This window comes from Streptomyces sp. NPDC104761 (genome assembly GCF_055583445.1).
Window position 1 is genome coordinate 1 of the sequence record NZ_JBVJNZ010000021.1, and the last position, 24,489, is coordinate 24,489.

At 72.0% G+C, this 24,489-nt stretch carries 25 protein-coding genes; 16 read left to right on the forward strand and 9 right to left on the reverse strand.

Translation table 11 applies throughout. From position 1 onward, the window contains the following. Positions 1-122 precede the first annotated feature (122 nt). The gene (locus ACZ63F_RS38210; protein ID WP_007385204.1) at positions 123-404 is read right to left on the reverse strand and encodes an HPr family phosphocarrier protein; all 282 of its coding nucleotides are present in this window, start codon (positions 402-404) and stop codon (positions 123-125) included. Between the two features lie 176 nt (positions 405-580). Here ACZ63F_RS38210 and ACZ63F_RS38215 point away from each other — a divergent pair, with 176 nt between their 5' ends. From ACZ63F_RS38215 to ACZ63F_RS38235, 5 genes are all read left to right on the forward strand, one after another. After that, complete coding sequence (locus ACZ63F_RS38215) at positions 581-3,580, forward strand: bifunctional acetate--CoA ligase family protein/GNAT family N-acetyltransferase (RefSeq protein ID WP_469718263.1); 3,000 nt, start codon at positions 581-583, stop codon at positions 3,578-3,580. 125 nt (positions 3,581-3,705) lie between these two features. After that, complete coding sequence (locus tag ACZ63F_RS38220; RefSeq protein ID WP_093498645.1) at positions 3,706-4,302, forward strand: DUF5998 family protein; 597 nt, start codon at positions 3,706-3,708, stop codon at positions 4,300-4,302. Beyond that, entirely contained in the window at positions 4,302-5,495 is a 1,194-nt protein-coding gene (locus ACZ63F_RS38225; RefSeq protein ID WP_469718265.1) for an alkaline phosphatase family protein, read from the forward strand. The genes ACZ63F_RS38220 and ACZ63F_RS38225 overlap by 1 nt, the downstream gene beginning before the upstream one ends. Before the next feature lie 51 nt (positions 5,496-5,546). Continuing rightward, positions 5,547-6,197, forward strand: coding sequence for a thymidine kinase (locus ACZ63F_RS38230; RefSeq protein ID WP_469718266.1), 651 nt, complete (start codon positions 5,547-5,549; stop codon positions 6,195-6,197). A 42-nt stretch (positions 6,198-6,239) separates the two neighbouring features. Beyond that, on the forward strand, positions 6,240-7,001 hold the full coding sequence (locus ACZ63F_RS38235; protein ID WP_469718268.1) for an SDR family NAD(P)-dependent oxidoreductase: 762 nt from the start codon (positions 6,240-6,242) through the stop codon (positions 6,999-7,001). 97 nt (positions 7,002-7,098) lie between these two features. Here ACZ63F_RS38235 and ACZ63F_RS38240 read toward each other — a convergent pair whose 3' ends face one another. Beyond that, positions 7,099-7,902, reverse strand: coding sequence for a VOC family protein (locus ACZ63F_RS38240; protein WP_469718269.1), 804 nt, complete (start codon positions 7,900-7,902; stop codon positions 7,099-7,101). A gap of 313 nt (positions 7,903-8,215) precedes the next feature. Between ACZ63F_RS38240 and ACZ63F_RS38245 the strand changes: the two genes are divergently transcribed. Then, positions 8,216-9,058, forward strand: a complete 843-nt coding sequence (locus ACZ63F_RS38245; RefSeq protein ID WP_469718270.1) for a sulfurtransferase — start codon at positions 8,216-8,218, stop codon at positions 9,056-9,058. A 75-nt stretch (positions 9,059-9,133) separates the two neighbouring features. Here ACZ63F_RS38245 and sepH read toward each other — a convergent pair whose 3' ends face one another. The 5 genes from sepH to ACZ63F_RS38270 all read right to left on the reverse strand — a co-directional run bounded on the left by sepH (position 9,134) and on the right by ACZ63F_RS38270 (position 13,902). Then, the gene (gene sepH, locus ACZ63F_RS38250) at positions 9,134-10,171 is read right to left on the reverse strand and encodes a septation protein SepH (protein WP_351960190.1); all 1,038 of its coding nucleotides are present in this window, start codon (positions 10,169-10,171) and stop codon (positions 9,134-9,136) included. Between the two features lie 395 nt (positions 10,172-10,566). Continuing rightward, on the reverse strand, positions 10,567-10,875 hold the full coding sequence (locus ACZ63F_RS38255) for a hypothetical protein (protein ID WP_469718272.1): 309 nt from the start codon (positions 10,873-10,875) through the stop codon (positions 10,567-10,569). Between the two features lie 99 nt (positions 10,876-10,974). Next, positions 10,975-11,382 carry a hypothetical protein gene (locus ACZ63F_RS38260; protein WP_469718273.1) on the reverse strand — a complete coding sequence of 136 codons (408 nt, stop codon included), beginning with the start codon at positions 11,380-11,382 and terminating at the stop codon, positions 10,975-10,977. Between the two features lie 2 nt (positions 11,383-11,384). Continuing rightward, positions 11,385-12,704 (reverse strand): D-arabinono-1,4-lactone oxidase, encoded by a 1,320-nt coding sequence (locus ACZ63F_RS38265; RefSeq protein WP_469718274.1) that lies wholly within the window; start codon positions 12,702-12,704, stop codon positions 11,385-11,387. After that, positions 12,664-13,902, reverse strand: coding sequence for an MFS transporter (locus ACZ63F_RS38270; RefSeq protein ID WP_469718276.1), 1,239 nt, complete (start codon positions 13,900-13,902; stop codon positions 12,664-12,666). Before ACZ63F_RS38270 ends, ACZ63F_RS38265 begins: the two co-directional genes overlap by 41 nt. Positions 13,903-14,065: 163 nt before the next feature. Here ACZ63F_RS38270 and ACZ63F_RS38275 point away from each other — a divergent pair, with 163 nt between their 5' ends. Beyond that, positions 14,066-15,193, forward strand: a complete 1,128-nt coding sequence (locus ACZ63F_RS38275) for a ferrochelatase (RefSeq protein WP_469718277.1) — start codon at positions 14,066-14,068, stop codon at positions 15,191-15,193. Positions 15,194-15,201: 8 nt separating this feature from the next. Continuing rightward, on the forward strand, positions 15,202-16,017 hold the full coding sequence (locus tag ACZ63F_RS38280) for an inositol monophosphatase family protein (protein WP_469718278.1): 816 nt from the start codon (positions 15,202-15,204) through the stop codon (positions 16,015-16,017). Between the two features lie 302 nt (positions 16,018-16,319). Here the strand turns inward: ACZ63F_RS38280 and ACZ63F_RS38285 are convergent, their stop codons facing one another. After that, complete coding sequence (locus tag ACZ63F_RS38285) at positions 16,320-16,493, reverse strand: hypothetical protein (RefSeq protein ID WP_167450044.1); 174 nt, start codon at positions 16,491-16,493, stop codon at positions 16,320-16,322. A 419-nt stretch (positions 16,494-16,912) separates the two neighbouring features. Between ACZ63F_RS38285 and ACZ63F_RS38290 the strand changes: the two genes are divergently transcribed. The 4 genes from ACZ63F_RS38290 to ACZ63F_RS38305 all read left to right on the forward strand — a co-directional run bounded on the left by ACZ63F_RS38290 (position 16,913) and on the right by ACZ63F_RS38305 (position 20,487). Next, entirely contained in the window at positions 16,913-17,566 is a 654-nt protein-coding gene (locus ACZ63F_RS38290) for a response regulator transcription factor (RefSeq protein ID WP_003993508.1), read from the forward strand. A gap of 5 nt (positions 17,567-17,571) precedes the next feature. Further along, the gene (locus tag ACZ63F_RS38295) at positions 17,572-18,822 is read left to right on the forward strand and encodes a sensor histidine kinase (RefSeq protein ID WP_457699585.1); all 1,251 of its coding nucleotides are present in this window, start codon (positions 17,572-17,574) and stop codon (positions 18,820-18,822) included. 401 nt (positions 18,823-19,223) lie between these two features. Then, the gene (locus ACZ63F_RS38300; protein WP_003997302.1) at positions 19,224-19,520 is read left to right on the forward strand and encodes a DUF4193 domain-containing protein; all 297 of its coding nucleotides are present in this window, start codon (positions 19,224-19,226) and stop codon (positions 19,518-19,520) included. Between the two features lie 13 nt (positions 19,521-19,533). Then, positions 19,534-20,487, forward strand: coding sequence for a hypothetical protein (locus tag ACZ63F_RS38305; protein ID WP_469718280.1), 954 nt, complete (start codon positions 19,534-19,536; stop codon positions 20,485-20,487). Between the two features lie 58 nt (positions 20,488-20,545). Here ACZ63F_RS38305 and ACZ63F_RS38310 read toward each other — a convergent pair whose 3' ends face one another. Next, entirely contained in the window at positions 20,546-21,013 is a 468-nt protein-coding gene (locus ACZ63F_RS38310; protein ID WP_352360011.1) for a DUF3093 domain-containing protein, read from the reverse strand. Between the two features lie 58 nt (positions 21,014-21,071). Between ACZ63F_RS38310 and ACZ63F_RS38315 the strand changes: the two genes are divergently transcribed. From ACZ63F_RS38315 to ACZ63F_RS38330, 4 genes are all read left to right on the forward strand, one after another. Continuing rightward, positions 21,072-21,656 carry a PaaI family thioesterase gene (locus ACZ63F_RS38315; protein WP_352360013.1) on the forward strand — a complete coding sequence of 195 codons (585 nt, stop codon included), beginning with the start codon at positions 21,072-21,074 and terminating at the stop codon, positions 21,654-21,656. Then, positions 21,653-22,234, forward strand: a complete 582-nt coding sequence (gene dut, locus ACZ63F_RS38320; protein ID WP_469718281.1) for a dUTP diphosphatase — start codon at positions 21,653-21,655, stop codon at positions 22,232-22,234. The genes ACZ63F_RS38315 and dut overlap by 4 nt, the downstream gene beginning before the upstream one ends. 1 nt (position 22,235) lies before the next feature. Next, complete coding sequence (locus ACZ63F_RS38325; RefSeq protein WP_352360015.1) at positions 22,236-23,000, forward strand: DUF3710 domain-containing protein; 765 nt, start codon at positions 22,236-22,238, stop codon at positions 22,998-23,000. 192 nt (positions 23,001-23,192) lie between these two features. Then, positions 23,193-24,362 (forward strand): alginate lyase family protein, encoded by a 1,170-nt coding sequence (locus tag ACZ63F_RS38330; RefSeq protein ID WP_469718283.1) that lies wholly within the window; start codon positions 23,193-23,195, stop codon positions 24,360-24,362. Positions 24,363-24,489 lie beyond the last annotated feature (127 nt).

Genomic DNA, 24,489 nt, shown 5'->3' on the forward strand with positions numbered 1-24,489 from the left:
GCCGTTTTTTTTTTGGGGGGAGGGGGAAGCGCCTCCCCCCCCCCCCCCCCCACCCCCCCCCCCCCCTCCCCGCCCCCCCCCCCCCCCCCCCCCCCGGCCCCGGACGTGCGGGCGCGGGTCGCTCAGACGGTCTCGGGGAGTTCTTCGAGACCCTCGGCGACCAGCTTGGCCAGGCGGTCGAGCGCGGCGTCCGCGCCCTCGGCGTCGGAGGCGAGGACGATCTCCTCGCCGCCCTGGGCGCCCAGCCCCAGGACAGCCAGCATGGAGGCCGCGTTGACGGGGTTGCCGTCGGCCTTGGCGATCGTCACCGGGATGCCTGCGGCCGTGGCGGCCCGGACGAAGATGGAAGCGGGGCGGGCGTGGAGGCCCTCGGCCCAGCCGACGTTGACGCGGCGCTCAGCCATGTGATGCTGCCCTTCGGTGTTCAGGGTTGTCTAGACCAGTTTCCCATATCGTGAAGCGTGCCCGGAGGGGCGTGTGCCCCTCCGGGCCGTGTCGCCGGACCGCGGCCTCGGTCCGACGTCCGTCCTCCACAGACTGCCTCGCGCCGTTGTCGGACGCGAGCCGTACTCTGGGGCCCATGCAGACCCCGGCGGACCCGCAGGACCGGCACGAGTACCCGTCCCACTGGGAGGCTGACGTGGTGCTGCGCGACGGGGGTACCGCGCGCGTCCGGCCCATCACCGTCGATGACGCCGAGCGCCTGGTCAGCTTCTACGAGCAGGTCTCGGACGAGTCGAAGTACTACCGCTTCTTCGCGCCCTACCCCAGGCTCTCCGCCAAGGACGTCCACCGCTTCACGCACCACGACTTTGTGGACAGGGTGGGGCTCGCGGCCACCATCGGCGGCGAGTTCATCGCAACCGTACGCTATGACCGCATTGGCCCGGACGGCACGCCCGCCTCCGCGCCCGCCGACGAGGCCGAGGTCGCCTTCCTCGTCCAGGACGCCCACCAGGGCCGGGGCGTCGCCTCCGCCCTGCTCGAGCACATCGCGGCCGTCGCGCGTGAGCGCGGGATCCGCCGCTTCGCCGCCGAGGTGCTGCCCGCCAACACCAAGATGATCAAGGTGTTCATGGACGCCGGCTACACCCAGAAGCGCAGCTTCGAGGACGGTGTCGTCCGCCTGGAGTTCGACCTGGAGCCCACCGACCGCTCCCTCGCCGTGCAGCGCGCCCGCGAGCAGCGCGCGGAGGCCCGCTCGGTACGACGGCTGCTGGCACCGGGGTCCGTGGCCGTGATCGGCGTCGGCCGCACGCCCGGCGGGGTCGGCCGCAGCGTCCTCGGCAATCTGCGGGACGCCGGCTTCACCGGCCGCCTGCACGCCGTGAACCGCGCCTTCCCCGACGACCTGAAGGAGGTCGACGGGGTGCCGGCACACCGCTCCGTGCGGGACATCGACGGTCCCGTCGACCTCGCGGTGGTCGCGGTACCCGCCGAGCACGTCCCCGACGTCGTCACCGAGTGCGGCGAGCACGGCGTCCAGGGACTCGTCGTCCTCGCCGCGGGCTACGCGGAGAGCGGTCCCGACGGCCGCGAGCGCCAGCGCGCCCTCGTCCGGCAGGCCCGCACCTACGGCATGCGCATCATCGGCCCCAACGCCTTCGGGATCATCAACACCGCGGACGGCGTCCGGCTGAACGCCTCCCTCGCACCCGAGATGCCCCGCTCCGGCCGCATCGGCCTGTTCGCCCAGTCCGGCGCCATCGGCATCGCCCTGCTCTCCCGGCTGCACCGGCGCGGCGGCGGCGTCACCGGCACCACCGGCGTCTCCACCTTCGTCTCCTCCGGCAACCGCGCGGACGTCTCCGGCAACGACGTCCTCCAGTACTGGTACGACGACCCCGAGACCGACGTCGTCCTCATGTACCTGGAGTCCATCGGCAACCCGCGCAAGTTCACCCGCCTCGCGCGGCGGACGGGGGCGGCGAAGCCGCTCGTCGTGGTGCAGGGCGCGGGGCAGGCGCCGCCGGGCCACGCGGTACGGGCGACGCGGCTGCCGCACGCCACGGTGTCCGCGCTGCTCAGGCAGGCCGGGGTGATCCGCGTCGACACGATCACCGAACTGGTCGACGCGGGGCTGCTGCTTGCCCGGCAGCCGCTGCCTGCGGGGCCGCGGGTGGCGATCCTCGGCAACTCGGAGTCGCTCGGGCTGCTGACGTACGACCGGTGCCTCGCGGAGGGGCTGCGGCCGGCCCGGCCGCTGGACCTGACGACGCGGGCGAGTGCCGCGGACTTCCACCGGGCGCTGGCGCGGGCGCTCGCCGACGACTCGTGCGACGCGGTGGTCGTCACGGCCATCCCGACGATCGGTGAGGGGGCGGTGGGGGACGCGGAACTGGCGGAAGCGCTGCGCTCGGCGGCCGAAGAGGTTCCGGGGAAGCCGGTGCTGGTGGTGCACGTGGAGCTCGGAGGGCTGGCGGAGGCGCTTTCGGCCGCGGGCCGTACCGCACCTTCGGCTGGTGCGACGGCACCCGGCACCGATGGCCGTGCCCACCCGTTCCGCTCTGCGGAACGCCTGCACACCGAGGGAGCCGCGCAAGCCGCGGAAGCGGGGGGACGGATGCCCACTGCGGAGCCCGCGGACCCCGCAGATGTGGTGCCGCCGTCGCTCACGCCGCCGCGGTCTCCGAAGCCCTTCGCCCCCGAGACCCCCGAGATCCCCCAGATCCCCCAGATCCCCCAGACCTCCCAGACCCCCCACCCCCACCCCCACTCCCGCCTCATCCCTGCCTACCCCGCCGCCGAGCGGGCCGTTCGGGCGCTTGCCGAGGCGGTGAAGTACGCGCAATGGCAGCGGGAGGCCGCCGAGCCCGGGAAGGTGCCCGAGTACGACGACATCGACGAGCGGGGCGCCGCCGACCTGATCGGCGTGCTGCTCGAACGCGGCGAGGGGCTCACCATCGGCGTCGAGGAGACCTGCCGGCTCCTCGGCAAGTACGGCATCGGTGTGCACCGCGCACTGCCCGCCGCCACCCCCGGTGCCGCCGCCGACGCCGCCCGCGCCCTCGGCTACCCCGTCGCCCTCAAGGCCACGGCCCCCCACCTGCGGCACCGCGCCGACCTGGGCGGCGTCCGCCTCGACCTGGCGGACGACGAGCAACTGCGCCGGGCGTACGACGAGTTGAGTGAGCTGTTCGGGCCGCCCGAGGAGCTGCGGCCGGTGGTGCAGCGGATGGCGCCCCGGGGCGTCGACACCGTCGTACGGGCCGTGATCGACCCGGCCGCCGGAGCCGTGGTGTCCTTCGGCCTCGCCGGGGCCGCCTCGCAGCTGCTCGGGGACATGGCGCACCGGCTGGTTCCGGTCACCGACCGGGACGCCACCTCCCTGGTGCGCTCGATCCGGACCGCACCCCTGCTGTTCGGCTGGCGCGGCTCGGCCCCCGTCGACACGCCCGCCCTGGAGGAGCTGCTGCTCAGGGTCTCCCGGCTGGTGGACGACCACCCCGAGGTCGTCGCGGTCACCCTGGAACCGGTCGTGGTCGCCCCGCAGGGCGTGAGCGTGCTGGGCGCCACCGTGCGTCTCGCCCCACCGCCGGCCCGCGACGATCTGGGCCCGCGCACCCTGCCCGCCTACTGATCCGCAGGCCCCGAGGAACGAACACCCGCACGTCCCGGCGCCGTTCGACGGCGCCGCGGGCGACCGCGGTGGCGCCGGACGCGACCGCGCACGACTGGCCCGGGTCCCCCTGCCCACGGATTAGGATGGACGCCATGGCCAAGACCAGTACGACGACCCAGGGGCTGCGTGTCGCGATCGAGCGCAGCGGCTACTACCCGGCCCTCGTGGCCGAGGCGGTGGAGGCCGCCATCGGCGGCGAGCCGATCCGGTCGTACCTGGTCCACCAGGAGACCACGTTCGACCAGAACGAGGTGCGGCGGCACGTGACCGTGCTCGTCCTCACCGGCAACCGCTTCATCGTCAGCCACACCGACGAGCAGGCCGCCGACAGCACCTCCCCGACGCCGTACGCGACCACCTCCACCGAGTCGGTCAAGCTCGGCCGGATCTCGTCGGTGGTGGTGAGCCGGGTCGTGGCCAACCCGGAGCAGTACACGCCGGGCACCCTGCCCCGCGAGATCGTGCTGACCATCGGCTGGGGCGCCGTCTCCCGCATCGACCTGGAGCCCGCCGCCTGCGGCGACCCCAACTGCGAGGCCGACCACGGCTACACCGGCAACTCCACGGCGGACGACCTCAGCCTGCGGGTCAGCGAGGCCGGGGACGGCCCGGAGACGGTGCGCCAGGCGCTCGCCTTCGCGCAGGCCATCTCCGAGGCGACCGCGGACGTCACCCGCTGATGGTGTACGCCGCCTGGGACCATCCCGAACCCCTCACCCTCGGATCCGCGCCGCTGCCCGAGTACGGCAGCGGTTCCCTCGCCGACCTGCTGCCCACCCTGGCCGCGGGCATGGCCGTACCCGGAATGACCGCGTCGATCACGGAGCTGACGCCCGCCGACCGCAACTGCGTCTTCCTGATCGACGGGCTCGGCTGGGAGCAGATCAAGGCCCACCCGGACGAGGCGCCCTTCCTGACCTCGCTGCTCGGCAGCTCGCGCGGCGGCACCGGGCGGCCCCTCACCGCCGGCTACCCGGCGACCACCGCGACCTCCCTCGCCTCCGTCGGCACCGGCCTGCCGCCGGGCGCGCACGGCCTGCCCGGCTACACGGTCCGCAACCCGCAGACCCAGGAGCTGATGAACCAGCTGCGCTGGCAGCCCTGGACCGACCCGGCCGCCTGGCAGCCGTACCCCACCGTCTTCCAGCTCGCCCAGGACGCCGGCGTGCACGCCGCCCAGGTGTCCTCCCCGCATTTCGAGCACACCCCGCTCACCAAGGTCGCGCTCAGCGGCGGAACGTTTCACGGGCGGCTGACCGGCGAGGAGCGGATGGACCTCGCGGCGGAGCAGCTCGCCGTCGCCGACCGCGCCCTGGTGTACACGTACTACGCCGAGCTGGACGGCGCCGGGCACCGCTACGGCGTGGAATCCGACACCTGGCGCGGCCAGCTCATGCACGTCGACCGGCTCGTGCAGCGGCTCGCCGAGCAACTCCCGGCGCGCAGCGCGCTGTACGTCACCGCCGATCACGGCATGGTCGACATCCCGTTCGACGAAGAGCACCGCATCGACTTCGACGAGGACTGGGAGCTCAAGGCGGGCGTCGCCCTGCTCGGCGGGGAGGGACGGGCCCGGCACGTCTACGCGGTGCCCGGCGCCGCGAACGACGTCCTGACCTGCTGGCGCGAGGTGCTCGGCGAGCAGTTCTGGGTGGCCTCCCGGGACGAGGCGATCGCGGCCGGCTGGTTCGGCCCCCCGGACCGGTTCGAGGGGCGGGTCCGCGACCGGATCGGCGACGTGGTCGCGGCCGCGCACGACGACGTCCTGATCATCGCCTCGGAGCGGGAGCCCAAGGAGTCGGCGATGGTCGGCAACCACGGCTCGATGACCCCCGCCGAGCAGCTCGTGCCGCTGCTCGAAGTACGCTCCTGACACCGCCCCCGCCGCTGTCCCCACCACTGACCGAAAGGTGTTCAACTCCCCATGCCCGAGCTGGTGTTCTTCTCCGGAACGATGGACTGCGGGAAGTCGACGCTGGCGCTGCAGATCGCGCACAACCGGTCGGCGAGGGGGCTGCAGGGTCTGATCTTCACCCGGGACGACCGGGCGGGGGAGGGGAAGCTCTCCTCGCGGCTCGGTCTGGTGACCGACGCGGTGGAGGCGGTGCCGGGCATGGATCTGTACGCCCATGTCGTCGACCGGGTCTCGCAGGGCGGCAGGGTCGACTACCTGATCGTCGACGAGGCGCAGTTCCTGGAGCCGGACCAGATCGACCAGCTGGCGCGGGTCGTGGACGACCTGGGCCTGGACGTCTTCTCCTTCGGCATCACCACCGACTTCCGCACGAAGCTCTTCCCCGGCTCGCGGCGGCTGATCGAGCTGGCGGACCGCCTGGAGACGCTTCAGGTGGAGGCGATGTGCTGGTGCGGGGCGCGGGCCACGCACAACGCCCGGACGGTGGGCGGTGAGATGGTGGTGGAAGGCGAACAGGTCGTCGTCGGTGACGTGAGCAGTCCCGCGGCAGAGGTCGGCTACGAGGTGCTGTGCCGGCGCCACCACCGCCGCCGGGTGACCAGCGCGTCCGCCCACGCCGGCGCGCTCTCGCCGGACGTCCTGCCGGTGACCTCCGACTGATTCCGGCCGCCTGATCCGGCCTCGCGCAAAGGAGCAGCCTCCATGACCGCCCGTTTCAAGGACAAGGTCGTCGTCGTCACCGGGGCCGGAGCCGGCATCGGCCGGGCCAGCGCCAGGGCCTTCGCCCGTGAGGGTGCCACCGTGGTCGCCGCCGGGGCCCGGGCGCAGTCCATCGAGGAGACCGTGCGGCTCGTCGCAGAGGACGGCGGCACGGCCGCCGCCGTCGTCGCCGACGTCACCCGGCCCGAGGACATGGAACGCCTGGTGCGCACCACGGTGGAGCGCCACGGCGGGCTGCACGTCGCGCACAACAACGCGGGCGTCTTCGGCAGGCCCAGCCCGGTCGCCGACCTGGACCTGTCGGTGTGGCAGTCCGTGCTGGACGTCAACCTGAACGGTGTCCTGCTCAGCATGCAGCAGGAGATCCGGTACATGCGGGCGCACGGCGGCGGTGTCATCGTCAACACCGCGTCCAACATCGGATACCACGGGCGCCGCCCCGGCATGGCCGCCTACGCCGCGTCCAAGGCCGCCGTGAGCACCCTCACCCGGGTCGCCGCCCTGGACCACATCAAGGACAACGTGCGCATCAACGCCGTGAGCCCCGGTGCCACGGACACCGGAATGTCGCTTCGCCCCGGCGAGACCGACGCCGATCGCGCGGCCCGGCTTGCCACGACGGTTCCGATCGCCCGTGTCGCGACCACGGACGAGATCGTCAACGCGGTGCTCTGGCTGGCGTCCGACGAGTCGAGCTTCGTCGTCGGCCATGACCTGGTCGTCGACGGCGGCGTCACCACCTGATCCTGCGGGCGGCCCCCCATCCGTTCCGTTCCCGTCCGTTCCCGCGTGTCCGCGGGGCGGGACGGGCGGACCCGCGCCGTCCCGCCCCGGCGGCGGCTCAGTGCGGGCTCTGGACCACCGAGAAGACCGCACCCTCGGGGTCGGCCACCGTCGCGACCCGCCCGTGCGCGCTGTCCCGGGCCGGCTTCAGCACCTGCCCGCCGAGCTCGGCGACCTCCCGCAGGGTCGCGTCCGTGTCGGCCACCTCGAAGTACGTCAGCCAGTGCGGCCCCCGGCCTCGGGGCAGCGCGAGGCCGACTCCGTGGATGCCTGCCACCGGGCGGCCCCCGACGTGCAGGGTCACGTAGTCGAAGGCGGCGGAGACCACCGGCTCCTCCTCGTAACCGAACACCGCCGCGTAGAACTTGGCGACGCTCGACGTCTCGAAGGTGAGCAGCTCGTCCCAGACCGGTGTGCCCGGGACACCGGTCAGGGACGTGCCGGGATGGGCCGATCCCTGCCAGATGCCGAACACCGCGCCCGAGGGGTCGGAGGCGATGGCCATCCGCCCCGCCTCGGCCGCGTCCAGCGGGCCGACGCCCACCGTGCCGCCGCACAGCCGGGCCGTCTCGGCCGTCAGGTCCACGTCGTCCGAGGCGAAGTACGGCGTCCACGCGATCGGCAGATGCAGGTCCGGCGGCAGCTGCCCGATGCCCGCGACCTCCCGCCCGTCGAACAGCGCCCGGACATACGGGCCGAGCTGCTGCGGGCCGGGCTCGAACTCCCAGCCGAACAGGGCTCCGTAGAACTCCTCCGTCGCGGTCAAGCCGTGCACCATCAGACTCACCCAGCAGGGGGTGCCGGGCGCGCGCCGAGCGTGCGTGTCGCCGTTCGGGCCGGCCGCTCCCCGTACCTCGGTCATCGTCACTCTCTCCTCGGCCCCTCGCGGTGGCCGTGTCGCTTCCGCTCTCCGGACCGGCTGTGCCGCCACCGCGGGCACGCCCCGTGCCGATGCTCGCACCCTCCGTGGCGTCCTGCGTCCACGGCCGTGGGGCGGCTTTGCCGCGAGGATGCCTGGTCTGCCGTTTCTCGCCCGTTTCCGGTCGATTGCCGTCGGGTGTCCATCAGCTGTACAGCATGTGCCCGATCCCGTACGCCCGGTGATCGAGCCTGTCCGGCCGAGCAGAGTAGTCGTACCTGGACGATGCGGCCACCCCTGGCGTAAGGATGGGGCCATGGAAGCCATCATCACCGCAAACGAACTCGCCGACGGCCTGACCGGGCCGAACCCGCCCGTCCTGCTGGACGTCCGCTGGCAGTTGACCCCACCCGGTACCCCGCCCTTCGACGGCAGGGCGGCCTACGCGGCCGGACATCTGCCGGGCGCCGTCTACGTGCACCTGGACGGCGAACTCGCCTCGCCGCCCGGCGTGAACGGCCGTCATCCGCTGCCCGACCTGGCTGTTTTCGGCGCGGCGATGCGCCGTGCGGGAGTGTCGGCGGGCCGGCCGGTCGTGGTGTACGACGGCGGGCAGGGCTGGGCGGCTGCCCGCGCCTGGTGGCTGCTGCGCTGGACGGGTCACCCGGACGTGCGGGTCCTCGACGGCGGGTTGCCGTCCTGGACCGGCGCTCTTTCGGCTGACGTGCCCGAGCCGGCCGAGGGTGACTTCGAACCGGCCCCGGGGGCCGGGCAGTTGCTCGACGCGGACGGGGCGGCGGCGCTGGCCCGCTCGGGTGTGCTGTTCGACGCCCGTGCGGGGGAGCGGTACCGGGGTGACGTGGAGCCGATCGACCGGGTCGGCGGCCACATCCCGGGCGCCGTGTCGGCGCCGACCACCGAGAACGTCGGCCCGGACGGCCGTTTCCTGCCCGCCGCCGAACTCCGGGACCGGTTCAAGGGCCTGGGCGCCTCGGCGGGCGCCGAGGTGGGCGTGTACTGCGGCTCGGGCGTCTCCGGTGCCCACGAGGTGCTGGCGCTGGCCGTCGCGGGCATCGAGGCCGCGCTGTACGTCGGTTCCTGGTCGGAGTGGTCCGCTGACCCGTCCCGTCCGGTGGCGGTCGGCCCCGACCCGCAGTAGCGCAACGGGACGGACGCAACAGGAAAGAGGGGGCACGCGCGCGTGCCCCCTCTTTCCTGTCAGCCCTTTCAGCCCCTACTCCTGCTTCTTGCGCCGCGTCCCGAAGACGATCTCGTCCCAGCTCGGCACGGCGGCACGGCGGCCGGGGCGGACGCCGTCGGCCTCGGCCTGGCGGTCGGTGGCACCGATCAGCCGGTCCCGGTGGCTGCCGACGGAGCGCGGCATGAGGACGTCCGCATAGGCGGAGCCGGCCGAGGCGGCGGGGGCCGGGGGCTCCTCCGCGGCCGGTTCCGGCGCGGGTTCCTCCGGGACCTCCACCGGGCGCTCCGGGACCACCATGTCGCCCCGGAAGCTCGGTACCGCCTCCAGCAGGCTTGTCAGCGAGTCCCGTTCGCCGATCGTCTCCTCGACCGGGTCGGACGACTGCGCGGGCAGGCTCGGCCGCTCGCGGTCCCGGTCGCCGGAACGGTCCAGCGGCCGGTCCCGCGGCAGCCGCGCGATGCGCGGCACGAACGGAAAGCTGGGCTCCGGTACGGCGAGGTCCTCGGACTCGCCGATCAGCGAGCGGGCCTCGTCGTCGACCGCCTGGACGAGCCGCCGCGGCGGGTCGTAGGTCCAGCTCGCCGAGTGCGGTTCGCCCGCGACCCGGTAGACGAGCAGGACCTCCCAGGTGCCGTCGTCGCGGCGCCAGGAGTCCCACTGCACGGTGTCCTTCTCGGCACCGCGCAGCACCAGCCGCTCCTGCACGGCCTCGCCGAGCAGCGGCCCGGAGTTCTCGCCGGGCCGGCGCACCGGTGTCTTGCGGGCCCGCTCGGCCATGAAGGCGCGCTCGGCCAGTACCGGACCCTCGAAGCGCCGCACCCGGTCGACGGGGATCCCGGCGAGCTGCGCGACCTCTTCCGCCGTCGCGCCCGCTCGTATCCGCGCCTGGATGTCCCGTGGCCGGAGATGGCTCTCGACCTCGATCTCGATCTGTCCGAGCCGGGGCCGGTCGCCGCGTACGGCGGCACGGAGCCGTTCGTCGATCGGAAGGGTGTACTCCGTTGAGTCGGCAGCCTTGAGCACCAGCCGTGTGCCGTCATTGGAGACGGCCACGACACGCAGTTCGGGCATGGGGACCTCCCGGGTGGTGCCTGCCGACGTCACGTGCGTCGCTGCTTCCGCTAGTCGAGTGTGGCCTGCCCGGGTGCAGCCTGCCACAACCTTGCCGAGTTGCCCGGCGTGTCGGGCACGGGCCCTGCACCGCCGTTATGGCACGGTTACCTATTCGCAACGCTAAGTGACCAACTCCGTCACCCTGTGCAACTAGCCCCCTCCCGGCGGTCCTGCAAGGCCTCGGACGCCCTGGCGGGAGACCGGACCCAGGGCTCGCAACAGTACTCCATTCGGACCACGTGCGTGGATTGGCGCGCCGCCCAACTTCTGGCAACAACCGCTCCCCGGCCGTTGTTTACCCGTATCGGGCGATCTTGAACGTGGCGTACTTCACGCAATCCTCAGAAACGGAACTAATGGTTTCGTCCGTACGTCCCTTTCTCATGCAGTCGATCGAACAAGTGCGGGAAAGGCAGGCAAGGTTCGGGAATGCGTGAAAGGCCCGGTTCCGGCGACGAGACCAGTACGGGGGAGGAGGTGAAGGGAAGTTCGAAGCGGATCGATCTCAGCGTGCCCCAGGTCGCGGGCAGTGCGGTGGCCGCGGTGGTGGCCGCCAAACTGGCGTCCTGCTTCGGGGTGTACGGGACGATCCTGGGCGCCGGAGTCGTCAGTGTGATCGCCACCTGCGGCGGCTCGGTGTTCCAGCACTTCTTCCGGCGCACCGGCGAACAGTTCCGCGACGCGACGGTGGCCGGACCCGGAACCCAGCGCCCCCGGCAGCAAACGCCCCCGTTCTCCGGCGAGTTCAACGAGGGCACCGTCTACCGTGCCCGGGTGCGGACCTGGCGCCGTCCGCTCGTCGCGGCCGCCCTGGTGTTCGGGGTGACCATGGCCGGCATCACGGCCTGTGAACTGGTCGCCGGCACCAGCTTCAGTGGCGGCCACGGCACGACGGTCAGCGGCGCGGTCACCCGCAGCACCACGTCCTCCGGGTCGGCCGGCACCTCCGGCGACTCGGGCTCCTCCGACGGCCCGGACTCCCCGGATCCCGCGGGCTCTTCCGGCTCCGGCGACGGTACGGCCGCGTCGCCCACCCCGTCGCCGGCGTCCTCCTCGGCGGCGCCCCCCGCCCCGCGGAGCACGGAGACCACGGCACCGGCACCGAGCGGGTCCGCGAGCGGGGAGCCGAGCACGGCCCCCACGCCCGGCGGCTCCGCCGGCGGCGCCACGGCTACTGGCCCAGCACCCTCCGCAGATAGTCGTTCTGGAACAGCCGGTCCGGATCGAGCCGGTCCCGCAGCGCGGTGAACTCACCGAAGCGCGGGTAGACCCCGGCGAAGTAGTCCGCGTCCCGGGTGTGCACCTTGCCCCAGTGCGGCCGGCCCTCGTGCGCGGTGAAGATGCGCTCGGCGGCGGTGAAGTACGCCTGGTACGGCGTGCCCCGGAACATGTGCACGGCGATGTAGGCGCTGTCCCGGGCGGAGGCGGTGGACAGGGTGATGTCGTCGGCGGGGGCGGTGCGGACCTCGACCGGGAAGTTCACCCTGAGACCGGAACGGTCGACCATCGCCTTGAGTTCCCGCAGCGTGTCCACCAGCGCCTCGCGGGGCACCGCGTACTCCATCTCCACGAACCGCACCCGGCGCGGGGATGTGAAGACCTTGTAGGGGATGTCCGTGTACGACCGCGCGGACAGCGCCGTACTGGAGATCCGGGCGACCGTCGGGACGACGGCGGGTACCGCGCGGCCGAGCAACTGCGCGGCGTGGAAGACCCCGTTGGAGAGGAACTCGTCCTCGAACCACCCGGCCAGCCGCCCCACCGGCTGCGGCGGGCCGGCGCTGCGGTTGTTGCGCTTGGTGTTGGTGTTGCCGGTGTGCGGGAACCAGTAGAACTCGAAGTGCTCGTTCTCGGTCCGGAGCTGGTCGAACTCGGCCAGCACGCGGTCCAGGGGCATCGGCTCCTCGCGCGCGGTGAGCAGGAAGACCGGCTCCACCGCGAACGTGATCGCGGTGACGATGCCCAGCGCGCCGAGCCCGACCCGCGCGGCCGCGAACACCTCCGGGTTCTCCTTCTCCGAGCAGGTCAGCACCGAGCCGTCCGCGGTGACCAGTTCCAGTTCCCTGATCTGCGCGGCGAGCGACGCCGACTCGCGCCCGGTGCCGTGGGTGCCGGTGCTGGTGGCCCCGGAGACCGTCTGCTCCATGATGTCGCCCATGTTGGTCAGCGACAGGCCCTCGCGGGCCAGGGCCATGTTGAGTCTCTTGAGCGGGGTGCCGGCCTCGACCGTGACGGTCATGGCCTTGCGGTCGATGGTGCGTATGCCGGTCAACAGCTGAGGGCGGACCGTGACACCGTCGGTCGCGGCGATCGCGGTGAAGGAGTGGCCGCTGCCGACCGCCTTCACCCTCAGGCCGTCCTCCGCCGCCTGCCGTACGGCCGCCGCCAGTTCGTCCACGGAGGCGGGCACCACCTCCCGCGCGGGGCGGACGGTGACATTTCCTCCCCAGTTACGCCACGTGCCGCTCTTCCCGCTCGCTGTACTGCTCAACGGTGCCTCCCCGACCCGTGACCGGCCTGCTGAGCCGGCGGTACCCGAGGAAACCGACCGCGACCGCGACGGCACCGGACACGGCCGGAACCCCGTACCCGGCACGGGCGCCGGCCGCGTCGATCACCCAGCCGGCGACCGAGGAGCCGAGCGCCACCCCGACCGCGAGGCCGGTGCTCACCCAGGTCATGCCCTCGGTGAGTTTCGCGCGAGGTACGTGCTTTTCGATGAGGGACATCGTCGTGATCATCGTCGGTGCGATGGACAGGCCCGCAACGAACAGCGCCACGGCCAGAAGCGGCAAGTTTCCGACCAGTAGGAGGGGGATCATACTCACGGCCATCGCGCATATGCCCAGCAGCCACCTGCGTTCCGGTCTCCCCGCGAACCGCATGAGACCGAAGACCGCGCCGGCCACGCAGGAGCCCGCCGCGTACAGCGCCAGGACGACGCTTGAGGCGGCCTTGTGGCCCCGTTCGTCGGCGAAGGCGACGGTCACCACGTCGACCGCCCCGAAGATCGCTCCGGTGGCCACGAAGGTCGCCACCAGCACCTGGAGACCGGGCGCGCGCAGCGCCGAACCGCCGCCGTGGTGGTCGCGCGGGTGCGGCTCGGGTTCGGTGGCCCGCTGGGCGGTCAGCCAGAAGACGCCGGCGGCGAGGAAGCAGGCGGCCAGCAGCGGGCCCGCCTCCGGGAACCAGGTCGTGGACAGGCCGATGGAGAGGATCGGCCCGAAGATGAAGCACACCTCGTCGACGACGGACTCGAACGAGTAGGCGGTGTGCAGCTGCGGGGTGCCCCGGTAGAGGGCGGCCCAGCGGGCCCGGATCATCGCGCCCAGGCTCGGCACCGCGCCGATCCCCGCGGCGCACACGAACAGCACCCAGTCCGGCCCGCCGTAGTGCGCGGCGAGCAGCAGCCTGGCCGCCGCGGCGAGCGCGAGCAGGGTCGCGGGGCGCAGGACGCGGCGCTGGCCGTGCCGGTCGACCAGCCGGGACACCTGCGGCCCGAGCGCGGCGGCGGACAGCGCCATGGTGGCCGACAGTGCGCCCGCGAGCCCGTACCGCCCGCTGAGCTGGGAGATCATCGTGACCACGCCGATGCCCATCATCGACAGCGGCATCCGGCCGACGAAGCCCGCGGCGGAGAAGCCCTTGCTGCCGGGGGCGGCGAACAGGGCGCGGTAGGGGCTGGGCACAGGGCTCTCCGACAGATGTGCGAGTAAGGCGTGATGGCGGCTGATACAGCTTACGAGCGGGACTGCCGTCCTGCACCCGTCCGGCACCGGGGATAAACCTCCCGAATCCGACTCTTCACGCTCCTGTTTCCGGGCCGTCAGTGCCGGGTGGCAGGATCGGCACATGTCAGACGCGCTCGATGCCACCCCCTACGACGCCCTGCTCCTGCTCTCCTTCGGCGGCCCGGAAGGCCCGGACGACGTGGTCCCGTTCCTGGAGAACGTGACGCGCGGGCGCGGTATCCCGAAGGAACGTCTCAAGGAAGTCGGGCAGCACTACTTCCTGTTCGGCGGGGTCAGCCCGATCAACGACCAGAACCGCGCCCTGCTGGACGCCCTGCGCAAGGACTTCGCCGAGCACGGCCTGGACCTGCCGATCTACTGGGGCAACCGCAACTGGGCGCCGTACCTGACGGACACCCTGCGCGAGATGGTCGCCGACGGCCGCCGCCGCATCCTGGTGCTCGCCACCAGCGCCTACGCCTCCTACTCGGGCTGCCGCCAGTACCGCGAGAACCTCGCGGACTCGCTGGCCGCGCTGGAGGCCGAGGGCCTCGAACTCCCCAAGGTCGACAAGCTGCGGCACTACTTCAACCACCCCGGTTTCCTCGAGCCGATGATCGACGGAGTGCTGGCATCCCTCGCCGACCTCCCCGAGGACGTCCGCGCGGGCGCCCACATCGCCTTCACCACCCACTCCATCCCGACCGCGTCCGCCGACACCTCGGGCCCGGTCGAGACGCACGGCGAGGGCGGCGCGTACGTCGAGGAGCACCTGGACGTGGCCGAGCTGATCGCCGACGCGATCCGGGAGCGCACCGGCATCGACCACCCCTGGCGGCTCGTCTACCAGTCCCGCTCCGGCGCTCCGCACATCCCGTGGCTGGAGCCGGACATCTGCGACCACCTGGAGGCGCTGCACGGCGCCGGGGTCCCGGCCGTCGTCATGGCTCCCATCGGGTTCGTCTCCGACCACATGGAGGTCCTCTACGACCTCGACACGGAGGCCACGGCCAAGGCCGGGGAGCTGGGTCTGCCGGTACGGCGGTCGGCGACCGTCGGGGACGACCCGCGGTTCGCCGCCGCGATCCGTGACCTGGTCCTGGAGCGCGCGGCCGTGGAGAGCGGGCGGGAGGTCACGCCGTGCGCCCTGGGCGCGCTCGGCGCGAGCCACAACGTCTGCCCGGTCGGCTGCTGCCCGGCCCGCGCCCCCCGCCCCGCCGCCGCGGGCGCCGACAGCCCCTACGCGTGAGGAACCCCGTGACCGACGCCCTGCACACGGACCTGCTGGACCTCGCCCGGGAGGCGGCCGCCCGCGCGGGCGAGCTGCTGCGGGACGGCCGCCCGGCCGACCTCGCCGTGGCCCGGACCAAGTCCAGCCCGATCGACGTGGTGACCGAGATGGACATCGCGGCGGAGAAACTGATCACCGACCTGATCGCCGGCCACCGACCCGACGACGGCTTCCTCGGCGAGGAGGGCGCGTCGACGCAGGGCACGAGCGGCGTCCGCTGGGTGATCGACCCGCTCGACGGCACGGTGAACTACCTGTACGGGCTGCCGACCTGGGCCGTCTCCATCGCCGCCGAGCAGGACGGGGAGACCGTGGTCGGCGTCGTGGCGGCCCCGATGCGCGGCGAGACGTACCACGCGGTGCGCGGTGGCGGGGCGTGGGCGACCGGGGCGTGGGAGGGCGAGCGTGAGCTGCGCTGCCGCCCGGCGCCGCCGCTGGACCAGGCGCTGGTGTCGACCGGCTTCAACTACGTCACCGCCGTGCGCACCCACCAGGCCGAGGTCGCGGCCCGGCTGATCCCGCTGCTCCGGGACATCCGGCGCGGCGGGTCGGCGGCGATCGACCTGTGCGACCTGGCCTGCGGCCGGCTGGACGGCTACTACGAGCGCGGCCTCAACGCCTGGGACTGGGGAGCGGGCGACCTCATCGCCCGTGAGGCCGGCGCCCTGACCGGCGGCCGCCCCGGAGAACGCCCCGCACGTTCCCTGACGGTCGCCGGCACCCCCGGCGTCTTCGAGCCCCTCCAGCGCCTCCTGGAGGACTTCGGAGCCTGGCACGACTGAAACCCGCCGCCCGCCGCGACGGGAGAGGAAGTCCGCTGCGGGGTCCGCGCCCCGCAGGGGCGCGGGGAACTGCGCGATCAGCCACGACGGCGCCGCGGTCGGCCGAAGCGCCTCTCGTGGCACCTCCAGCGGAGCGCTCAGAGCTCTGGGCATCGGTCTCGCAAGGGTCCGGGAAAAAGATCTCGGGGCTTGACGGTCGGCAGGAATCGAACGCCGATGCGGGGGAAGGGATCAGGCAAGGGCAGGGCCCCGGCGCTGGATTCGCCGGGGCCCTGTTCTCGTGGTGCTGTGCTGCGGGACTGTCAGACGCTGGTCGCGCCGACTTCCACACCGTGTTCGGCTGCGAGGCGGCGCAGGTCGTCGAGCTCGGCCTGCTCCACTTCGACGAGGAAGTCGTCACCCTCGTCACGAGCCCGGGTGATGTCGGACTCGGTCGCCTTTATGCGCTGCAGAAGTCCTGCGGTGAATGCGTCCATGCTGCGCCCCCTCGTCCTGGGTCGTGGGTCGGTGGCACGGGGGTGTGCCGTTCGGAAGGGGCGATCACGTCTCTCGCGGGTGCCCAGCGCTGCCCTGCTGGGCGGCGACGGCGCCGGACACCCCCATCGTCCACTCTGCTGTAGCGGCGGTGTACGTACCGCATGGTGCTGCGGCACATGCAGAGCGTGATCGCGGGGTGTACATGCCGTCCTCCCCCCGCTCCTCTCCGTGGAAACCTCAACCGCAGGAGAAAATCCCGCATTCCCGCCCGGCCGCCTCGGATCCGGCTGCCCGGGTCCCCGTCTTACTGCCGACTTATGGCCGAAAAGGGCAGGATGGAGGTCACACATCCCATGGAGACCCCCGCCCGGGTGCGCCGGTGCGCGCTGCGCGGGTGGACAGAGGAAGGACAAGCGACGTGCGCGTACTCGTCGTCGAGGACGAGCAACTGCTCGCCGATGCGGTGGCCACCGGACTGCGCCGGGAGGCCATGGCCGTCGACGTCGTGTACGACGGTGCGGCCGCCCTGGAGCGCATCGGCGTCAACGACTACGACGTGGTCGTCCTCGACCGCGACCTCCCCCTCGTGCACGGCGACGACGTCTGCCGCAAGATCGTCGAACTCGGCATGCCCACCCGCGTGCTGATGCTGACCGCCTCCGGTGACGTCAGCGACCGCGTCGAGGGCCTGGAGATCGGCGCCGACGACTACCTCCCCAAGCCCTTCGCCTTCAGCGAGCTCATCGCGCGCGTACGCGCCCTGGGCCGCCGTACCAGCGTGCCGCTGCCCCCCGTCCTGGAGCGCGCCGGCATCAAGCTGGACCCGAACCGCCGCGAGGTCTTCCGCGACGGCAAGGAGGTCCAGCTCGCGCCGAAGGAGTTCGCGGTGCTGGAGGTGCTGATGCGCAGCGAGGGCGCGGTGGTCTCCGCCGAGCAGCTCCTCGAGAAGGCGTGGGACGAGAACACCGACCCCTTCACCAACGTCGTGCGCGTGACCGTGATGACCCTGCGCCGCAAGCTGGGCGAGCCCCCGGTGATCGTCACCGTCCCCGGCTCGGGATACCGGATCTGATGACCGTGGCCACCACCCCCGCACCCCCACAGGCACCACCCAAGCCCACCTGGGACCCGAGAAGGCCGCAGCCGGTCCTGCCGTGGCTGCGCCCGACCATCCGGATACGGCTCACCCTGCTGTACGGCGGCATGTTCCTGATCGCCGGCATCCTGCTGCTCTCGATCATCTACCTGCTGGCCGCCCAGGCCATCAGCACCGGCAACCAGCCGTTCTTCAAGATCATCGACGGCACGAACATCCGGGTCTCCAGCGACAACTGCCCGGCGATCACCGGGACCAACAACCTGCAGATCTCGGACTTCAACGCCGCGATCGCCCAGTGCGTGGACCGCCAGCGCCAGGCGGCCCTGGACAACCTGCTCAGCCGCTCGCTCCTCGCCCTGCTGGGCCTGGCGGTGATCGCCTTCGCGTTCGGCTACGCGATGGCCGGCCGGGTGCTCTCCCCGCTCGGCCGGATCACCCGGACCGCCCGCGCGGTGGCCGGCTCGGACCTGTCCCGCCGGATCGAGCTGGACGGCCCGGACGACGAGCTCAAGGAGCTCGCGGACACCTTCGACGACATGCTGGAGCGGCTGCAGCGGGCCTTCACCGCCCAGCAGCGCTTCGTCGGCAACGCCTCGCACGAGCTGCGTACGCCCCTTGCGATCAACCGCACGCTCCTGGAGGTGCACCTCTCGGACCCCGGCGCACCCGTGGAGCTGCAACAGCTGGGCAAGACGCTGCTGGCCACCAACGAGCGCAGCGAGCAGCTCGTGGAAGGTCTGCTGCTGCTCGCCCGCAGCGACAACCAGATCGTCGAGCGCAAACCGGTCGACCTGGCCGAGGTGGCCTCCCAGGCCGTCGACCAGGTGCACGCCGAGGCGGAGGCCAAGGGCGTGACGGTCCGGGGCGTACAGAAACCGGCCGTGGTCCAGGGCAACGGCGTGCTCCTGGAGCGGATCGCCCTGAACCTGCTGCAGAACGCGGTGCGCTACAACGTGCCCGAGGACGGCTGGGTCGAGGTCAACACCGAGATCCAGCACGGGCAGGCGGTGCTGTACGTCGCGAACACCGGGCCGGTGGTTCCGGCGTACGAGATCGACAACCTCTTCGAGCCCTTCAGGCGGCTCCGTACCGAGCGGACGGGCAGTGACAAGGGGGTGGGCCTCGGCCTGTCCATCGTGCGGTCCGTGGCCCGGGCGCACGGCGGTCACATCGTGGCCCAGCCCCGGGAGGGCGGCGGACTCGTGATGCGGGTCACGCTGCCGGTCTGACGTCGTTGCAAGATCGCGACACACGCGGAGGCTGTTCGCTTTGCGCTGAAATTTCCAGCGGCGTGGCACATTCCCCTCTGTGTGATCGATCACAAGGGCGGATTTCCGGCCATCTACTGTCCGTGATCATGATCAGGGGAATAAAGCCGGGAAAATCCCTGTTTTCAGGGGTCTTGATCACGGGAAGTACAGGGTGAGGCGCCTTTGAAGTGCCTCGACAGGACCGTGTACGGTCCCCATCGCCATTCAACCCGATCACTCTCGGGGGATCCGGTTGGGTGTCGATTGAGTAACAGACCTTGATGTGAGGCAAAATCTCCGCCTCGGGTCGGGCACAAGTCCGGCCTCTCACGCGTTACGTGCGCTGGAGACACCGCAGACACCCAGAGGGGGAGAGCGACATGGCAACCGATTACGACACTCCACGCAAGACCGACGACGACGTCGACTCGGACAGCCTTGAAGAGCTGAAGGCCAGGCGGAACGACAAGTCAACGTCCTCGGTGGACGTCGACGAGTTCGAGGCTGCCGAAGGCCTGGAGCTGCCCGGCGCGGACCTCTCGAACGAGGAGCTGGCCGTCCGGGTGCTGCCCAAGCAGCAGGACGAGTTCACCTGCATGAGCTGCTTCCTGGTGCACCACCGCAGCCAGCTGGCCCGGGAGAAGAACGGTCAGCCGATCTGCCGCGACTGCGACTGAGGGCGGGTCGGGCATGACTGGCTCGACCCCACCTCGGAAGCGCCGCTTCCCGCTCCCGGGAGCGGACTCTGGGCCGTCCGACGGCCCACGCGCGCGTGATGACGAGCGGGGCTCACCCGATGCGGGAGCCTCGCTCGAACCGGCGGCCGGCCGGGGTGACCTCCCGGCGCCGGCCGAGAGCCCCGCCCCCGTCGCACGGGTGGGGGTCCCCCCGCTCGAGCGGAGTCGAGAGCGGGGGAGGGCCGCGGCCATCCGGGACAGGGCCGTGGACATGGCCCGGGAAGGGGCCCGTAAGGGCGGCAGCCGGGCGAAAGCGGGGCTGGCGTACCTCGCGGACCGGATCATCGAGATCGCCCCTCGTGTCCCCGTACGTGACCTCGGGACCCTGCGCCGGCAGTTCCCGGGCCTCGGGCCCGAACAGCTCGCCGACAAGCTGGTGGCGGGCGCGGCGGGCGCGACCTCGGCGGTCGGGGCCGGTGTCGGGGCGGCGGCGATGCTGCCGGTGCCGCCGGCGATGCCGACCGAGCTGGCCGCGGAGATCACCGGGGTCGCGGCGATCGAGCTGAAGATGATCGCCGAGCTCCACGAGGTGTACGGCGTGCGGCCTCCGGGGAACCTGAAGGCCCGCAGCACCGCGTATCTGTCCTCCTGGTCGGGGGAGCGCGGGATCGACGTCATGAAGCCGTCGACGTTCAACAACGCCCTCGGCGGGCAGATGAAGCGCGAGCTGCGCCAGCAGATCATGAAGCGGATGGTGCGGGACCTGCCCAACCTGATGCCGTTCATGGTGGGCGCCGCGGTGGGGGCGGTCATGAACCGCCGGGACACCAGAAAGCTCGCCGCGCGGATCCGGGCGGACCTGAGGAAGATCCAGGTGCCGTGGGAGGAACTGCCGGAACTGCCGCCGCTGGAGAAGCCGGCGGAGCCGCTGCCGATCGCCGAGCTGCCGGAGGACTTCGGCGGCTGACCGGGCCGGCCGGCCTCGGCGGGCCGCGGAGGCGGATCGCGGCACCCCAGCCGCGCGCCTATGCCTTCGTGCTGGTCTTCGCCGCCTCGATCGCCGCCGCCAGGGCCTCCGGCTCACGGGTCGACAGGTACAGGTACGGGGTCGGGTCGTCCGGGTCCGTGACCTCCACCCGGAGGGCCCTCGGGATGTAGGAGCGCAGGAGCAGGAAGGCGCGCACGTCGGCCTTGTACGTGCGCCAGGCGCGCGCCTCGTCCGGCTCCAGGATCTCCGCCGGGCCCAGGGCCGACACCGGGATCTTCGCCTCGCCCGCGATCAGCGAGTCACCGACGACCCGGATCCGCGGCGAGCCGTACGAACTGGCCACCACCGCTGCCGCGGCGGTGCCGCCGGCCAGGCCGCCCAGCATCGGCAGGGTGCCGAACGGCAGCAGGATCAGGGCGAACGAGACGCCGACCAGGAAGCTGATGAACCACCAGGACCGGGGAGCGGTGAGGCGTTCTTCGTACGGGGTGGCGGAGAGCTGCATGCAGCCAAGCTTGGCACGGTGTCCGGATTCACCGGACGCGCGGGTAAGGTCTGCGGCTGTGAGTGGTAGTTCCGCAGCTCTTCAGCCTCCTGCCAGTGCCCGGAAACCGGAGCGGCACCCCGACGCGCCCGCGCCCGGCGAGCTCATCGGTGCACACTACGAACACTGTTTCGGGTGTGGGCACGGGCAGTCCCACGGGCTGCACCTGGAGGTACGGGCCGGCGAGGGCGTCTCCCTCACCGCCGAGTTCACCGTGCGCCCCGCCCATCAGGGCGCCCCGGGCCTCGCGCACGGCGGGGTGCTCGCCACCGCACTGGACGAGACGCTGGGCTCGCTCAACTGGCTGCTGCGGAAGATCGCCGTGACGGGACGGCTGGAGACCGACTTCGTTCGGCCCGTCCCCGTGGGCACCACGCTCCACCTGGCGGCCGAGGTGGTCGCCGTGGCCGGCCGGAAGATCTACTCGACCGCCACCGGACGCGTGGACGGCCCCACGGGCCCCGTCGCCGTCCGCGCCGACGCCCTCTTCGTCGAGGTCCCGGTCGAACACTTCGTCGACAACGGCCGCCCGGAAGAGATCCAGGCGGCCATGAAGGACCCGGACCAGGCCCGGCGCGCCCGCGCCTTCGAGGTGAACCCGTGAACCCTGCAGAATCCCTGACCCCGGCCCGCCCGGTGGCCCCGCTCGGCGTCCTCGTCCGCCGCGTCGACCCTGACGTACCGCTTCCGGCGTACGAGCACCCGGGTGACGCGGGAGCCGATCTGCGCACCACCGAGGCGTGCGAGCTGAGGCCGGGGGAACGGGCCGTACTGCCCACGGGGGTGTCGATCGCCCTCCCGGAGGGGTACGCGGCCTTCGTGCACCCTCGTTCGGGGCTCGCCGCCCGGTGCGGTGTGGCCCTCGTGAATGCCCCGGGGACGATTGATGCCGGGTACCGTGGGGAGATCAAGGTGATCGTGGTGAACCTCGACCCGCGCGAGACGGTGCGGTTCGAGCGCTTCGACCGGATCGCCCAACTGGTCGTCCAGCAGGTCGAGAGGGTCCGCTTCCACGAGGTGGCGGAACTTCCCGGCTCGGCGCGGGCCGAGGGGGGCTTCGGGTCCACCGGCGGTCATGCCGCGGTGGGCGACGTGAGCGGCACAAGCGGTCAGGCCGCCGACGGCGGTCGGACGGGTGGGAATCGATACGCTTCGGTCGTATCCGACCGGGAAGGACAGTGACGTGTTCGGACGTCGCAACAAGAAGGGTGCCGCCGAGGACGCGGCCGGCGAGGCCGAGCAGGTCGTCGACAGCGTCGACACCGAGGCGGACGAGGAAGCGGAGGGCGAGCGCGAGCGCGTTCGTCTGGAGCCGGAGCCCCGGCCCGACGGTCCGTGGGACGACACCGAGGTGCGCGACCCCGGCGAGGGCCGGGTGGACCTGGGCGGTCTGTTCGTGCCCGGCGTGGACGGCATGGAGCTCCGGGTCGAGGTCGCGGGCGACGCGATCGTCGCGGCGACCGTCGTGCTGCGCGACAGCGCCATCCAGCTGCAGGCCTTCGCCGCCCCCAAGCGCGAGGGCATCTGGGGTGAGGTCCGCGAGGAGATCGCGACCGGCATCACCCAGCAGGGCGGCATCGTCGACGAGGTCGAGGGTCCGCTGGGCTGGGAGCTGCGCGCCCAGGTGCCGGTGCAGCTGCCGGACGGCACGGGCGGCTTCCAGGTCGTGCGGTTCGTCGGCGTGGACGGTCCGCGCTGGTTCCTGCGCGGGGTGATCTCCGGGCAGGGCGCGGTGCAGCCGCAGGCGGCCGGCCTCCTGGAGCAGATCTTCCGGGACACCGTCGTGGTCCGCGGCGAGGGCCCGATGGCGCCCCGCGACCCGATCGTCCTGAAGCTGCCCAACGACGCCCAGATGGTCCCCGAGGGCGTTCAGCAGGAGGAGTCCTCGCGCTTCTCCGGCGGCATGGGCCAGCTCCAGCGCGGACCGGAGATCACCGAGGTCCGCTAGCGGAGCCGAGAGCGACAGGGCCGTACCCCGTAGGGTGCGGCCCTTTCACATGCGCGGATGCCCCGGTGTGAACGGCTCCCCCTTACTTCACACCTTGACGGAAGTCTGGTCCGTACCTACGGTCTCGGGTCAACGCCTGTTCACAGAGGCGCTCCAGGTTCACCTACGTGAACTCACGAGATCGGAGTCGCTGTGCGTCGCATCCCCCTGCTCGCGGCCGCGGGCGCCCTGCTCCTGGGCGTCTTCGCGGCCCCCGCCGCCCACTCCGCCCCGAGCACCTTCGTGCACCCCGGGGTCACCGTCTCCAAGGCCCAGCTGGACTTCGCCCGCACTGAGGTGCTGGCCGGCGCCCAGCCCTGGAAGGCGGCCTACGACCAGATGATGGCGAGCAAGTACGCCGACCTGAACCGCACCCCCACACCCTGGGCCACGGTCGAGTGCGGCTCGTACTCGAACCCCAACTACGGCTGCACCGACGAGCGCGAGGACGCGATCGCCGCCTACACCGACGCCCTCGCCTGGTACATCACCAAGGACGCGCGCTACGCCCAGAAGGCCATCCAGATCATGGACGCCTGGTCGGCCACCATCACCGGTCACACCAACAGCAACGCGCCCCTCCAGACGGGCTGGGCCGGCTCCTCCTGGCCCAAGGCCGCCGAGATCATCAGGTACACGTACACCGGCACCTGGGCGAACGAGGCCCGCTTCGCCACCATGCTGCGCAACGTCTACCTCCCCACCGTGATCAAGGGCTCCAACTCCAACGGCAACTGGGAGCTGTCGATGATGGAGGCCGCCGTCGGCATCTCCGTCTTCCTGGAGGACAAGGCGTCGTACGACACGGCCATGGCGAAGTTCCGCACCCGCACCGCCGCCTACGTCTACCTGGCCTCCGACGGGTCGGTGCCGAAGACCGTGCCCAGCCAGAACCTGGACACCACCGCCAAGATCGTCTCCTACTGGCAGGGCCAGTCCACCTTCGTCACCGGACTCACCCAGGAGACCTGCCGGGACTTCACGCACACCGGGTACGGCATCTCCGCGATCTCGCACGTCGCCGAGACCAGCCGGATCCAGGGCGAGGACCTGTACGGCACGGACGTCGGCGAGCGGCTGCGGCAGGCGCTCGGCTTCCAGTCCAAGTACCAGCTGGGCACCGCCGTCCCCAGCTGGCTCTGCGGCGGCTCCCTGAACCTGGGGCTCGGGCCCGTCACCGAGGTCGGCTACAACGCCCTCCACAACCGCCTCGGCATCGCCATGACCAACACCCAGACACTCACCCAGAACAACCGCCCCGCCGGCACCAACAACCTCTTCGTGGCCTGGGAGACCCTCACCCACGGCGACAACCCCAACTGAGCCGCCGGTACGGGCGCCGGAGCCGCGGCACCGGCGCCCATCAGGGTTGCGTCAAAGATGCCCGCTGCCGGGCCCCCTGCACCATTCGCCGGGATTGTTGGCCGTAAGGTCGACGCTGCGTTGACGG